The 13,570-nt window shown below is 47.5% G+C and carries 14 protein-coding genes; 7 read left to right on the plus strand and 7 right to left on the minus strand.

Annotated elements, in window-relative coordinates; genetic code table 11:
• Positions 1-70: 70 nt before the first annotated feature.
• Complete coding sequence (gene mog / locus ACYVEA_RS22215) at positions 71-595, plus strand: molybdopterin adenylyltransferase (RefSeq protein ID WP_461115744.1); 525 nt, start codon at positions 71-73, stop codon at positions 593-595.
• On the opposite strand, the gene ACYVEA_RS22220 is transcribed toward mog, so the two are convergent.
• On the minus strand, positions 592-1,788 hold the full coding sequence (locus ACYVEA_RS22220) for an anhydro-N-acetylmuramic acid kinase (protein ID WP_461115638.1): 1,197 nt from the start codon (positions 1,786-1,788) through the stop codon (positions 592-594). The genes mog and ACYVEA_RS22220 overlap by 4 nt on opposite strands.
• A gap of 111 nt (positions 1,789-1,899) precedes the next feature.
• Here ACYVEA_RS22220 and ACYVEA_RS22225 point away from each other — a divergent pair, with 111 nt between their 5' ends.
• From ACYVEA_RS22225 to ACYVEA_RS22235, 3 genes are all read left to right on the plus strand, one after another.
• Positions 1,900-2,802 (plus strand): fructosamine kinase family protein, encoded by a 903-nt coding sequence (locus ACYVEA_RS22225; RefSeq protein ID WP_461115639.1) that lies wholly within the window; start codon positions 1,900-1,902, stop codon positions 2,800-2,802.
• Between the two features lie 93 nt (positions 2,803-2,895).
• Positions 2,896-4,329: a DEAD/DEAH box helicase gene (locus tag ACYVEA_RS22230; RefSeq protein WP_461115640.1), complete on the plus strand. Its 1,434-nt coding sequence runs from the start codon at positions 2,896-2,898 to the stop codon at positions 4,327-4,329.
• A gap of 76 nt (positions 4,330-4,405) precedes the next feature.
• Entirely contained in the window at positions 4,406-5,212 is an 807-nt protein-coding gene (locus ACYVEA_RS22235) for a tetratricopeptide repeat protein (RefSeq protein ID WP_461115641.1), read from the plus strand.
• A 75-nt stretch (positions 5,213-5,287) separates the two neighbouring features.
• Here ACYVEA_RS22235 and ACYVEA_RS22240 read toward each other — a convergent pair whose 3' ends face one another.
• A complete protein-coding gene (locus ACYVEA_RS22240) occupies positions 5,288-6,313 on the minus strand; it encodes a toxin-antitoxin system YwqK family antitoxin (RefSeq protein WP_461115642.1) in 1,026 nt (341 codons plus the stop codon).
• 117 nt (positions 6,314-6,430) lie between these two features.
• Here ACYVEA_RS22240 and fcl point away from each other — a divergent pair, with 117 nt between their 5' ends.
• Positions 6,431-7,372 (plus strand): GDP-L-fucose synthase, encoded by a 942-nt coding sequence (gene fcl / locus ACYVEA_RS22245; RefSeq protein ID WP_461115643.1) that lies wholly within the window; start codon positions 6,431-6,433, stop codon positions 7,370-7,372.
• Between the two features lie 71 nt (positions 7,373-7,443).
• On the opposite strand, the gene ACYVEA_RS22250 is transcribed toward fcl, so the two are convergent.
• Positions 7,444-8,076 (minus strand): acetyltransferase, encoded by a 633-nt coding sequence (locus tag ACYVEA_RS22250; protein ID WP_461115644.1) that lies wholly within the window; start codon positions 8,074-8,076, stop codon positions 7,444-7,446.
• Between the two features lie 112 nt (positions 8,077-8,188).
• On the opposite strand from ACYVEA_RS22250, the gene ACYVEA_RS22255 reads away from it, so the two are divergent.
• Both ACYVEA_RS22255 and ACYVEA_RS22260 read left to right on the plus strand, forming a co-directional pair.
• Positions 8,189-9,019: a UDP-2,3-diacylglucosamine diphosphatase gene (locus ACYVEA_RS22255; RefSeq protein WP_461115645.1), complete on the plus strand. Its 831-nt coding sequence runs from the start codon at positions 8,189-8,191 to the stop codon at positions 9,017-9,019.
• Positions 9,020-9,031: 12 nt separating this feature from the next.
• Positions 9,032-10,180 (plus strand): glycosyltransferase family protein, encoded by a 1,149-nt coding sequence (locus tag ACYVEA_RS22260; protein ID WP_461115646.1) that lies wholly within the window; start codon positions 9,032-9,034, stop codon positions 10,178-10,180.
• On the opposite strand, the gene ACYVEA_RS22265 is transcribed toward ACYVEA_RS22260, so the two are convergent.
• Genes ACYVEA_RS22265 through ACYVEA_RS22280 form a run of 4 tightly spaced genes read right to left on the minus strand, consistent with a single transcriptional unit; the run spans position 10,169 to position 13,540 of the window.
• The gene (locus ACYVEA_RS22265) at positions 10,169-10,999 is read right to left on the minus strand and encodes a Rossmann-fold NAD(P)-binding domain-containing protein (RefSeq protein WP_461115647.1); all 831 of its coding nucleotides are present in this window, start codon (positions 10,997-10,999) and stop codon (positions 10,169-10,171) included. The two genes, ACYVEA_RS22260 and ACYVEA_RS22265, sit on opposite strands and share 12 nt — an antisense overlap.
• Before the next feature lie 3 nt (positions 11,000-11,002).
• Positions 11,003-12,028 (minus strand): outer membrane beta-barrel protein, encoded by a 1,026-nt coding sequence (locus ACYVEA_RS22270; RefSeq protein WP_461115648.1) that lies wholly within the window; start codon positions 12,026-12,028, stop codon positions 11,003-11,005.
• Positions 12,025-12,951, minus strand: coding sequence for a hypothetical protein (locus ACYVEA_RS22275; protein WP_461115649.1), 927 nt, complete (start codon positions 12,949-12,951; stop codon positions 12,025-12,027). The genes ACYVEA_RS22270 and ACYVEA_RS22275 overlap by 4 nt, the downstream gene beginning before the upstream one ends.
• Complete coding sequence (locus ACYVEA_RS22280) at positions 12,920-13,540, minus strand: RNA polymerase sigma factor (protein WP_461115650.1); 621 nt, start codon at positions 13,538-13,540, stop codon at positions 12,920-12,922. Before ACYVEA_RS22280 ends, ACYVEA_RS22275 begins: the two co-directional genes overlap by 32 nt.
• Positions 13,541-13,570: the final 30 nt, after the last annotated feature.

The following is a 13,570-nucleotide window of genomic DNA, read 5'->3' on the forward strand; positions in this document are numbered from 1 at the left end:
AAACATAGAATAGAACTGCAAAGCCAGAATTAGCCTACACGTTTCACGCTTCATGTTTCATTCACCTCCCATGATTAAAATCGGTATTATTAATGTTTCGGACCGGGCTAGTGCAGGTGTATACGAAGATATTCCGGGTAAAGCTGTTGTCCGTTTGCTTACTGAATGGCTAACGTCTCCCTGGGAGCCCGTTTATCGGGTTATTCCCGACGAACAGGATCAGCTTGAAGCGACAATGATTGAGTTGGCCGACGCCGAAGGTTGTTGTTTAGTTGTTACAACGGGGGGCACCGGTCCAGCCCTCCGCGACGTAACGCCTGAAGCCACGGAAGCCGTTTGTCAGAAGATGCTGCCCGGTTTCGGCGAGTTAATGCGCCAGGAAAGTCTCCGCTACGTGCCAACAGCCATTTTATCACGCCAAACGGCTGGCATCCGTAATCAAACACTTATTCTGAATTTGCCTGGAAAACCGACGGCTATTGGGCAATGCTTATCCGTCGTGTTTCCCGCGATTCCCTATTGCATCGACCTGATTGGCGGCCCATTTCTTACAACCCATGAAACCTTGATGAAGGTCTTCCGGCCGAAAAGCTAACGAGGGAAACTCACTTTCCCCATCGAAACGGTCGGAACGCCCTGCCGTTCTCCAAAAGAGGTGGTGCCACCAACTAGGCTTTCATTCGCTAAGACTGCGAATAGTACCGCTTCTTTTGCATCCCCATTAATGCCCAGATCATCTGTATTACCAAACGTGCAGTTTGGCAATTGTTGCTGAATGGCATTTATAAGGGCAGGATTATGCACTCCTCCTCCACTCATGTAAACCCAATAGTGTTCATACTGACGTATCACTCGCTTGATGGCATCAGCAATCGTATCAGCACTAAATTGAACGAGCGTTGCCATTAAGTCGGCGGGTGCTACGTTGGTAGTCTGACTTTTGATTTGAGCAGCCTCAACGTAGTTAATATTGAACACTTCAGGACCCGTTGTTTTAGGAAAGGGCGCGTCGAAAAAGGGGTTCGTTTTTAGGGCTAACAGCAAGGCAGTATTAACTTGTCCCTGAGTGGCTAGCTTGCCGTCTTCGTCGTAGGCTCTGTTTAGAAACTTCCGGGCATAGGCATCCAAAAGGGTATTACCAGGACCTGTGTCAGTCGTAAACACATTACTGGCATCCTCATCGGCAGGTAGGTACGTAAAGTTGGCGATGCCGCCCATATTGAGGAGCAGCCGATTTTCACTCGCTTTGGAAAACATAAAATAATCGCCATACACGGCGAGTGGCGCTCCTTCGCCACCGTGTGCTACGTGTTTCTGTCGAAAATCGCTAAACGTAATGATGTCCGTTACAGCCGCTACGTGGTCACCATCGCCAATTTGCAACGTAGCATTAGGAAACTTATCCTGCCGGTGCTGACTTTTAGGAGCATGATAAACCGTTTGACCATGGCTAGCAACTACGTCTATTTCAGCAGGTTTAACGCCCCATTCGCTTAAACAGTCGAGAACCACCTGGCCATGCAACCGTCCAATATAGGGATTTAGTAAACAAAGCTGCTCAAATTCGATTGTGTCTTTGGCAAATATGGTCCGTATATCAGCCTTTAAATCCTCATTATAGGGCACGGTTGCGAAGCGTTCAATAACTACCCGCGTTTCAGGACCGCTGCCCGAAATACGGCATAACGCTACGTCGAGACCATCGAGTGATGTACCCGACATGAGACCAATAATCCGACGTTCGGGCTTTTGGGCGATAGCATACAGGTGTTGAATTTGTTGGTTCATGTACGATTTACGGGAATATGATTTGCAGGTCAAAGTACGTTAATCACGCCAACGATGCGCAACTTTACACCTTACTAGCCGTAAACCGAACATTGTAAACCTTTATACCGAATGAATTTCTGGGGCGACGAGCAATTTTCCTTCTTTGAAAGCATCCTGTTTCTGGCCCTGGGCCAAACGGTCGAGGTGATTGAAATGCAATTTCTGTCAGGAGGAGATATCAATACGTCGGCTCAGGTCTTTTCGTCTGAAGGGGTTTTCTTTGTCAAGTGGAATCAGATGGATCAGAGCCAGCACGTATTGGGCAAGCCGACTATGTTCGAAGCCGAAGCTCGCGGTCTGGACCTACTCCGACATACCGGCGCACTTCATATTCCGAAGGTCATTGGTCATGGTCAGCATCAGGATAAAGCGTATCTGATCCTCGACTACATCGATCCTGGTAAACCAACCGAAACTTATTGGGAAACCCTTGGTCAATCGCTGGCTGTGTTACACTCGCATACACAGCCTAAGTTCGGCTTGCATTTTGACAATTACATTGGCTCCTTACCACAGGATAACACCTTAACAACCAATGGCCTCGATTTCTTTTTCGAGCACCGGTTATTACCCCAGGCTGGCTTGGCTTTATACAAAGAGTTATTACCCAAGCAGGCTTATGATGCTTTGTTTCGACTCCGCGCCCGGCTTCCTGATCTGATTCCGAATGAACGTCCTGCGCTGCTTCACGGCGATTTGTGGTCGGGCAACGTACTGGTCGACGAAGATGGACAACCCGCCCTGATTGACCCAGCGGTTCACTACGGTCTTCGCGAAGCCGAACTTGCTTTCACCAAATTATTCGGCGGATTTGATGACCGCTTTTACAATGCTTACAATGAAGCATTTCCCCTTGAAGACGGTTTCTACGATCGCGTAGGTTTATATAATCTGTATCCGCTGCTCGTTCATGTGAATCTGTTTGGCTCCGGTTACGTTAGCGGTGTGGAACGCATACTGAAACAGTTCTAAAAGTCGATAGTCAAGAGTCGTTAGCAGACAGTACAGACTCTGTTCGAAGACTAACACTACTATCTGTTGACTATCGACCATTGACTATACTTTATGGAAATTACGTCTTTCGAGCAGTTCGAATTAAATCGGCAGTTGCTCAACGCCGTGGCCGACCTTGGCTATACTGAGCCGACACCCATCCAGCAAAAAACAATTCCGCTGAGTTTGGGCAACCATGATGTACTGGGTATTGCGCAAACGGGTACGGGCAAAACAGCGGCTTACCTGTTACCGCTGCTCATGAAAATAAAATACCCTCAGGGTACCAATCCCAGGGCGCTGATTCTGGCACCAACGCGTGAATTGGCCATGCAGATTAACGAAGCCGTTAGCGAGCTGGGCAAATATACGGGCCTACGCCATTTGGCACTTTATGGTGGTTTGGGGCCAAAAACGCAGATTGAAACACTGCGAAATGGAGTCGATATTATTGTAGCAACCCCCGGCCGGTTTATGGACCTCTATCGACTCGGCGAAATTGTGACGAAAGATATCCGTACGATGGTCATGGATGAAGCCGACAAAATGATGGATATGGGCTTCATGCCTCAGATACGGTCAATTCTGGAGGTTATTCCGACCAAGCGGCAAAATCTGCTGTTTTCGGCAACGTTTGGTGGGCGAGTCGAACGGTTGTCAGGCGAGTTTCTGGAGGCTCCTATTAAAGTGGAAGTTACGCCCCAGGCATCAACGGCAGATATGGTTAGTCAAGTGATTTACGAGGTGCCGAACTTCCGTACCAAAATCAACCTGCTGGATTATCTGATCAGTAAGGATACGTTTCAACGAGTCATCATTTTTGCCCGAACGAAGGGCACTGCGGATAACATTTATAAGTTTCTAGCCCGTAAAGTAGTCGAAACCGAGAAGATTCGGGTTATTCACGCTAACAAAGGCCAGAATACCCGTATGAATGCGATGGATGCGTTCAAAGAAGGCAGCGTTCAGGTACTGGTGGCTACAGACGTAGCGGCACGGGGCATCGACGTAGCCGAGGTGAGTCATGTCATCAACTTCGACTTACCATTAATTTATGAGGATTACGTACATCGAATCGGGCGGACGGGCCGCGCAAACCACACGGGCGAGGCCATTACGTTCCTGACGATGGCAGAGGAGTATCATGTGCAGAAGATTGAACGTATCATCCGCATGACGATTCCCCGGATGCCTTTACCGCCTTTGGTAGAAGTTGTTGAAACACCTTTTGACGAACAGCAGGAAATGCTGCGCGAGATTGACGAGCAACGCCGAAAGGATGATCCTACTTTTAAAGGAGCTTTCCACGAAAAAAAGGCATCAAATCTCCCCCCGGCTGGCCGGGATCGTTTGAAAAGTAAATCAAAAGTAACGGGTCCGAAGAAAGCTTCGGCACAGCCGACAGGTGGACGGCCAAAGGCAGGTGTAGGTCGTAAGGCAAACGTAGCGGCAGCGAGCAAAGCGGGGGGGTCAAAAAAGGCGGGGCCACGCGGAGGACGGCGGTAATTTATAGGTTATGTACTAATTTAGATTCGCGTTTCGTTTTATCGAGACACAGACTCCCGTAGTGTATTCCCTCTTTATGAACGTTCGAATAAATCTGATCCACTGGACTTTAGTTGCGTTACCGCTTTTGTCGGCAGCTCAGCCTAAACAGTTCATTACATCGGCACGTTCGGGCGATACCGTTGGGCACTCCAGCACAACCATACAAAAGACTGACGAGCTTACACCGCAGGCGGAATCAACTATTTCCAATGGGTCTGATACGGCAGGGGGGTCTGTCAATACGTTGCCGCTTTTCGGCGAACGCCCTAAAACTGCGGCTCAGATTAGCGAGGAAATTCATTTTTTAAACGATTGCGACCGCAATTTTTCCAGCCGCCCTGAAGCTAGTGAGTTTTTTGCCGCTCGCGGCTGGGATTATGTCACCAAAGGTCAATTAGATACGGCAACTCACCGCTTCAATTTATCGTGGCTACTCAACGACAAAAACGCTGATTCGTATTGGGGACTGGGTGTTGTGTGTTACCAGAAAAACCAGTTGCCCAGTGCCATCCGAATGTTGAAAAAAGGGCTGGCGCTAGCCGACAGCAACATTGCTTTAATGACTGATCTGGCGACACTGGAGATTAAGCACTACCAGGAAAAGCCAGATATAAACGTACTCTCTGACGCACAGAGTCATTTACAGAAGTCTATTGCACTCAGCCCAAACAACGCAATAGCCTATCAGAAACTCTCGGTAGTTTACTATCTGCAAGCCGACTATCCAAAGGCCTGGGACTATTTCCACCAGGCCTATAAGCTTGACCTTTCTGGCCTCGATTTAGCTTACCTTAACGAGTTATCAGCTAAATTACCCGATCCGAAGGGAATATTTAAGTAAGTCGTAATGGGGTCGCGCCCGGTCGGAAAGCAAGTCAGTAATTGCTAACATCAGTTACTGACATGACTCTTTTTCCTAATTCTCCGTTTCTTCGTCCTGAATAACTTTCTTCTTCGTTTGTTCGAAGGTTACCTTGCCTTTTTCGTCCCACTCAGTGACCGTATAAGGCTCAAATTCAGTGTCCCATTGATCACTCGCGTACTGTGTAAGTTTTCGGCGCATCCGGCGGCCATTTGGGTTAATGGGATAAAATTCCGTCCACCGGCCAACTTTCACACCATTATCATACTTCCCTTCTTCTGCCAACGTACCGTTTTCGTGAAAAGCCATGTATGTCCCTTTCACTTTACCGTACTCCACAGGAATAATTTCTTTGATTTTATGATGAGTTGAATCGAAGTAGGTCAACCGCGAATCGGCGGGAACACCCCGGTGCCATCGGGTTTTGTCGACCAGTATAAATTTCGTGTCGTACTTCTCCCAGCGTCCATCCTTCATCCCGGCATAATAATAACCCTCTTCTACCAGCAGGTCGTTCTGGTAACGCTTGTAAGGCCCATGCAGTAATAAGCCACCTTCGTCCTTAATAATGGAACTCGACACGCGACCAGATTTCTGGTAATACTTGAATACATCCCGAACATAGGGCAGCGGCTTCGCAGCATCGTTGTCACGTAGCACAAAAAACTCTTCTATAATTGTTCGGTCACCGCTACCAAATTTCGTGATAGCTTTAACCATGGATAAACCTTCGTATTCGGTCTTAGACAGTTTGTGCTTGGTTTTCTTATCAGCCTTCAGTTTTTTTAACTGCTTAACTTTTAGCCCCAAATCAGGCATGATACCCGCCACATAGGCATCCTTCTGCTCCTTCAGCGACGACATTGTAGGCAAACCGAGCGTAGTAAGTGATGAGGGGACCGATGAGAAGGCCGACAACGGCGACGGCGGTGCTCCCGATGGAGCCAGCACAGGTTTTGATGCCGTCGTCAATGAAGACGGGGCAGATGGTTCTATTTGCGCTTGCGCCCACGTAGTAGTCACGAACGTAACTAATAGGAGCTGTAGCGAAATCAGTAGTTTCAATTTAGACGCAAACATGACGTTGGCAAACGATTGATGCCTTAAGTTTGTTAGTTTTGCAACGCTTAATCAAGCCTAATTATTTTATCAACTCGTCCGCCCACTAGTCCGGCGGTTTCTTTATAACTAATTCCTGTGGAAAAACACTCCCGTATTTATGTTGCCGGACACCGGGGTATGGTCGGTTCGGCTATCGTTCGTAAACTTCACACTGAAGGCTATACAGATATCATCACCCGTACATCCTCCGAATTGGATTTGCGTAATCAAGCTGCTGTTGTCGATTTTTTTGCACAGGAACGGCCTGAGTATGTATTCCTGGCTGCGGCTAAAGTAGGTGGCATTTGGGCCAATAATGTTTACCGAGCCGATTTTTTGTATGATAACCTCATGATTGAGTCAAACATCATTCACAGTGCTTATCAAACAGAAGTTAAAAAATTACTGTTCCTTGGCTCGTCGTGTATTTACCCTAAAATGGCACCACAGCCGCTTAAAGAGGAATATTTACTGAGCGGCTTCCTTGAGGAAACAAACGAGCCCTATGCCATCGCGAAAATTACGGGTATTAAACTCTGCGAAGCCTATCGGACGCAATATGGCTGTAATTTCATTTCGGCCATGCCAACGAATTTATACGGTCCTAATGACAATTATGACCTACAGGGTTCGCACGTGCTGCCCGCGCTGATTCGGAAATTCCACGAAGCTAAAATCAACGATCAGCCTTCGGTAGAAGTATGGGGCACAGGTTCACCCCGACGTGAATTTCTTCATGCCGATGATCTTGCCAATGCTTGTTTCTACCTGATGGAGCACTATAACGATGCTTTATTTGTCAATATCGGCACTGGCGAGGACGTAACGATTCGCGAAGTGGCCGAGTTGATTAAGGAAACGGTTGGTTTCACCGGTGAACTTCGCTGGAACACGGAAAAGCCAGACGGCACCCCACGTAAACTCATGGATGTTTCGCGACTTCATGCCATGGGTTGGAAACACACAACCGAATTGAAAGACGGCCTCGAACGCACGTACCAGGATTTCCTCGCAAACGAGGTACTGTACATCGAATAAAAGTCGTAAGTCGTAAGTCAGTAACCGCCAACATTAGAAACTGGCGGGTATTGACTTACGACTTTTACTATCTACATTTTTTTCGCTGGGTTGCCGAATACGGTGGCTCCGGCCGCTACGTCCTCTACAACAACTGAGCCTGCGCCAACACGGGCATTTTTGCCTATTGTTACGCCAGCCACAACAATTGCTCCTGTGCCAATAAAAGCTCCTTCCTCTATCGTTACACCACTGTTTATTATAGTGCCCGTCCCAATCTGAACGTAATCACTGAGTTTGGCTTTGCTCTCAATAACGGCACCGGACTGAAGTATGCAATGCTGGCCTACTTCAGCAAATGGATTTATAACCACGCGGGCCGCAATCAGATTCCCGTGACCGATAGTAGCCATTCCAGAAACCGTTGCCGTATCGTGAATGGCATTGACTGGTTGTACTTTGCGCCGTTCGTTAAGCAGTTTAACCAACCGTTTCCGTACCCGGCCATCACTGATGGCAATAAATGCTTCGCACTTGTGACCAATCAACTTCAGGAAGCCGTCATCGTCCGTTTCGCCTAATACCGACACATCGCCAAACTCTTTACCGTGCAATTCTTTGTTATCGTCCAGCAGGCCATACACTACTACGTTGTTACGTTGAAACAAGTCTAAAGCCGTCAGCCCCAGACTACCTGCCCCGAAAATAAGCACCGGATTCTCCATTAGTTGTCGTTTGTTAAGTCAATATGAATAACTACAGCCGTAAAGCTATAGTCTTGTCAATTTGGTAACAGTTCGGTAAATCTTACTTCATAACTGAACTGTAGTTTCGTTCATGCAATCAAGTACGCAATTCCGAACAATTGTGCTCTCTGATATTCATCTGGGAACAACCGGGTCGAAAGCCAAAGAAGCCACCGAGTTTCTGCGAAATTACTCCTGCCAGAAACTTATTCTCAATGGCGACATCGTTGATGGCTGGCAACTGAAACAGTATGGTACCTGGAAGAAAAAACATACTGCTTTTTTTAAAACGGTTTTAAAGCAAATCGTTCACTACAATACGAAAGTTGTTTACCTGCGTGGTAACCATGATGATTTTCTGGACCAGATAATGCCGCTTAAAGTGGGGAGAAACTTCTCTATCCGCAAAGATTATACGCTAACCTCTGGTGACAAAAAGTTTTACATAACCCACGGCGATGTATTTGATTCTATTACGTCGCATATGAAATGGCTCGCTTACCTGGGCGATATAGGGTACACGTTTCTCCTGTGGATCAACAAGTTTTACAATACCTACCGCACCTGGCGAGGATTGCCGTATTACTCACTCTCCCAGCAGATTAAGTCCCGAATCAAACACGCAGTAAACTTTATCTCTGACTACGAGCAGAAACTAACGGAACTGGCCCGTGCCCGGAATTGCGATGGCGTCATCTGCGGTCATATTCATCAGCCCGCAATCCGAGAATTCCACGGAATTATCTATATGAACTCCGGTGACTGGGTTGAATCTCTGAGCGCCTTAGTAGAAGATCATGAAGGCAACTGGAGCCTGCTATACTACACATCTGATCTAGCCAATGATGACAAGGGAAAACCAACCGGGCAAGAGATCAGTGAGCCACTAACCTTCAGCAACTTATCCACCAAAATACATTAATTCTTCTGCATCATGCGCGTTTTATTTTTGATTCAAGGTGAAGGTAGAGGGCATTTGACGCAGGCACTGGCACTGGCTCAGATTTTGAAGATAGCTGGTCACGAAGTCATTGGTGCCATAGTTGGCGTTACGCCTGAGCGAGGTGTTGCCTCCTTTTTCAGCGAGAAATTTACGGCGCCCATCACGCCCATTTTCAGTCCGGGATTGGTCTATAACACGGGTACAAACGCCCTGGAACCCACTAAAACAACGCTCTATGCCATTCAGCAAATTCGACCTTTCTGGCGAAGTCTGAAGCAGGTTCGCGACAGTATAGAAACGCAGCGACCCGACGTGGTGGTCAATTTTTTCGAGATGCTGGGCGGAATGACCTATGCGCTTTTACGGCCATCGGTACCCATGATCTGTATTGCGCATCAATACATGGCGTTTCACCCGGATTTTCAGCGGCCACAAGGACAGTGGTTTTACCGGCAGGCGTTCAAGCTAAACACCCGCCTGACCTGCTTTGGTGCGACTGAGTTGTTGGCGCTCTCGTTTGACAAACAGGCCAACGAACCTCGCCAAAGATTACGGGTCGTGCCCCCCTTGTTGCGTCAGGAAGTAACCGATATGAAACCAACGTCAGGCGATTCACTTCTGGCTTATGTTACTCAGCCTGGCCTGAAGATCGAACTGGTTAAAGCACACCAGCAGCATCCTGCTATTCGAATGGATGCGTTTCATGCAGATGCTACCGGGCCAGATCAGGTAGTTGACGGGACATTAACATATCATGCCATTGATGGCAAGCTATTCCTGGAGTTCATGGGCCGTTGCAAGGCCATTGTTACTACGGCGGGCTTTGAGTCGGTTTGCGAAGCAGCTTATTTAGGTAAACCGGCCCTAATGATTCCACAACCGAATCACTTTGAGCAGGCTTGTAATGCCATCGACGGGCAACGTGCCGGGGTGGGTTTGGCCAGCGACCGTTTTGATCTGGATCAACTGTTAACGTACATGCCTCAACACGATGTACAGGTGAGTGACCGGTTTCGAGAATGGCATGCACAGGGGTATTTTATGTTTCTGGGAGCGCTGAATCGAGCTATTGCCCCCAAAAGGAAGCCATCTTCGGGCGGATTTTTCTGGACACGGATGCGGCATTTACTACGTTCCTAGTCGATAGAAGAACTGCAAAGGATCAGGATATTTATACGAATAACTTGTGGCCTGAATCAGCTTCGCAGGGCTAATGACCTTATAGGGAATTGGTTCAGCAGGCGTAACAAACGTTGGCAGCTCATAGCCGAAATCAGCGCAGTTTTTTCGGTAAATAGCTTCCCGCGTAGGATGTTCGGGCGAAACGGCATTGAACGTGCCGGTTATGTTTCTCTGAATAATGAGTAAGAGAATACCAATAGCATCGTCGGGATGAAGGTAGTTGACTGGCACAGCTCCGGTGTCTACCGTCTTGCCAGCAACATACTTCCCCGGCATACGATCATAGCCAAGCAATCCACCACAGCGTAAAATAGTCACCTGACGGATTGGTTCAAGACTTTGTACTAACTGTTCAGCCTGAACCAGCGCCTGTGAAGCCGACTGTTCGGGTTTTGTTACATCCTCCTCAACTATAACCCGATTTAAGTCGAGATAAACTGACGTAGAACTAACATAGATTACATGCTTTACGGACGTCTTACGTATCGCGTCAGTCAAATATTGAATCTGCTGTGGGTGGAAACCAGCCCCTAATTTTCCCGCTTTGGGTGGAATATCAATAATTAACGTATCGGCTTGCACAAGAGCGGCCAGCTTGCCAATAGGATCAGGATTAAGCTGAAGCTGATGGGCCTCTATTCCTTTCTGACGTAGTAAACCAACTTTCTCCACCGATGTGGTACTGCCTTTGACGGTATAACCAGTTTTTATAAGTTGTTCCGCCAGGGGCAAGCCAAGCCATCCACAGCCAATGATAGAAATGATTTTGTCCGACATACATTAGAAACCAAGCCCAAATGTAAGGGTTCGAACGTCAGGTCCTTTACCAACTTCAAATAATGGGCTAAGATCGTATTTTACAAAAAAGGCTAAACTCTGGATACCTAAATGTGCCATGACACCGTACCGAATATTGCTCAAATCATAATCTGAATGCCGACGGTCTTTACTGCCATCTGCTTCCTTTATTTTTCGATAACTGTCGAGTCGATAGTTTACATAACCACCCAAACCGATGTGGCATACTTTCTTGCCATCGTTGTTATAGAACGTAACACGCGGCACAACCGGAATACCAATGGTACAAACCGTTAGCTTGCTTTTTTGTAAATCCCGGCCTGCATCCGGGAAGGCTACACCGGTCGGCGTCTTTTCTGCTACGTTGTTTCCCTCAAACATAAAGTTGTTCCAGGCTACTTCCAACCCGTAGTACAGCTTCAAAGACGCATATTTACCCCGAGCAATTGTTGGCATGGCTCCTATAGATAAGGCTACGTAGCGAGAACCTAGCGGTCGCAAATCGTAACTATCTTCGGGATATGCCGGAGAGGCACTTTGCTGGATGAAGTTATTTAAACCAATACTTAGCCCATAATCAAAGCGCCCGCTATTTCCCCGATTCCGGCGCTTGGTCCATTCATAGTCTTTCTTATTGGTATCTTTATTCTGAGTGCTTGCCTGGGTTGTGTCGCTTTTCCCGTTGATTACAATGGTAGTTACACCGTCTTTTTTCTGCGTAACCACCAATACGGTATCTTTCAAAAACCGATTCCCATCCTGCGAAATCGCCGTTGGGCCACCTGGCACAGAGTCTAGTTTCATGCCCATTTCGCGCACAATTTTATTCAGATCGTAATTTGATAAGGCCTGAATACCAGCCTTATCGGGCGCATAAATAACCAGGCGGGTTCGGTTCGCGAATCGAATAACGAGGGAGTCGGCAGGATGCGCAGAGGCTGCCTGAACACCTGTAATCATCGTCAAGACTAGGCTTGCCACAGCGCCTATACGTAATAAACCGTTCATTGTTTAGCTGATTTATCTTTTTCCAAACTGTGCTTCAGCCCACTATAGGCACGTCCCAGTAAGCTACTTTCATTATCATTATTGTCTCCACGGGCCAATACTTCACCCTGTTTGATTCGTTTTACCTGTTGCCACAGGCTATTCCCTTTGGCTTCTTTCGCTGGTTTATCAGCAACAGCTACAGTTGATTTCTCTTCTATTGACGCGACTACAGCCTGTCGGGCGGCCACTAAGGCTTCTGGCTCGGCGATGGTTACGACCAAAACACGCTCAGCAGCCGGAGCTGGCTTGGGCACTGTTTTATTTTCAGCCAGTTGCTCAGACGTTGCCACAGTCACAGTAGTCGGATTGACACTAGGAGATGTAGTGGGCTCAGGCTTCTTCTCCACCGATTTTATTTGCGCCAAAACAGGCTCGTTAGCGACTGGCGCTACGTTTCTAAGGTTTGATTTAGCTGCCTTTTGTGACTGTTTTATCGGACGGTCTGTATCTGATTTGTTTACAGAAGGTTTATCAGCCTTGGCCACTTGTTCAACTTTGGCTTTTTGTTCAAGCAGATCGGGTGCTTTTACGCCAGGCCCCTCGCTTTCTATGAGCTGGACTTTCTCCTTTTGGTTTTGGATGGGCACTTGTTTAGGTACAACCGATTTATTGACGGCCATTTGTGCGTCATCAGACACTGTTTCCTCACCAGCAGGCCAATAGAGCCATCCAAAAAGACATACCAGAATAAGGCAAGCTGCTGTCGCCATATATCGCTGAACAGATGGATTCTGCCAGAATACGATTTTCGCTTCGGGTTTACCCTGCCCCATTCGCGCCTGTAACCGCTCAAAACCATCAGCTTTGGGCGGTAATGACATGTTGCCTAATTTCCGGGCAAATAGCTCGTCAATTGGCAGTTTTTCTATAGGCTTTTTCATAGTTTTCAGTTTGTCCAGGTCGCCGTTGTGCAATCGCTTCCTGCTCTAATTTCTTCAAGTTCGCTTGCAACATGGTTCGGGCACGACTTAGCTGTGATTTCGAGGTGCCCTCTGAAATACCCAGCATCTCGGCAATTTCGGCATGGGCGTAACCTTCAATGGCATATAGGTTAAAGACTGTACGATATCCGTCAGGAAGTTGATTCACAATACGTAATAAATCATTTTCATTAACGGCTGTATCAGCCCATTCATAATCTGGCTCGACGGTTACTTCTTCCATAGATACTTCCTGCCGCCATTGTTTCGATTTCCGCAGAAACATCAGCGACTCAGTAACCATAACGCGACGTATCCATCCCTCAAAGCTGCCATCTTCGCGGAACTGCGCAACCTTTTCAAATACCCGCATAAACCCATCCAGCATTACTTCTTCGGCATCAGCGCGGTTGGCGCAATAACGAGTACATACGGCTAACATTTTGCCCGAAAATCGCTCATATACGATCTTGTGAGCGCGGCTTTCGCCCCGCTTCAAGGCAGCAATTAACTGCGCTTCAGTCGTAAAAAACGGTATAAGTCGAAGCATGTCTGTTTAGGTTCTTTGACAAGATGCAAG

The sequence above is a fragment of the Spirosoma jeollabukense genome (genome assembly GCF_054777855.1).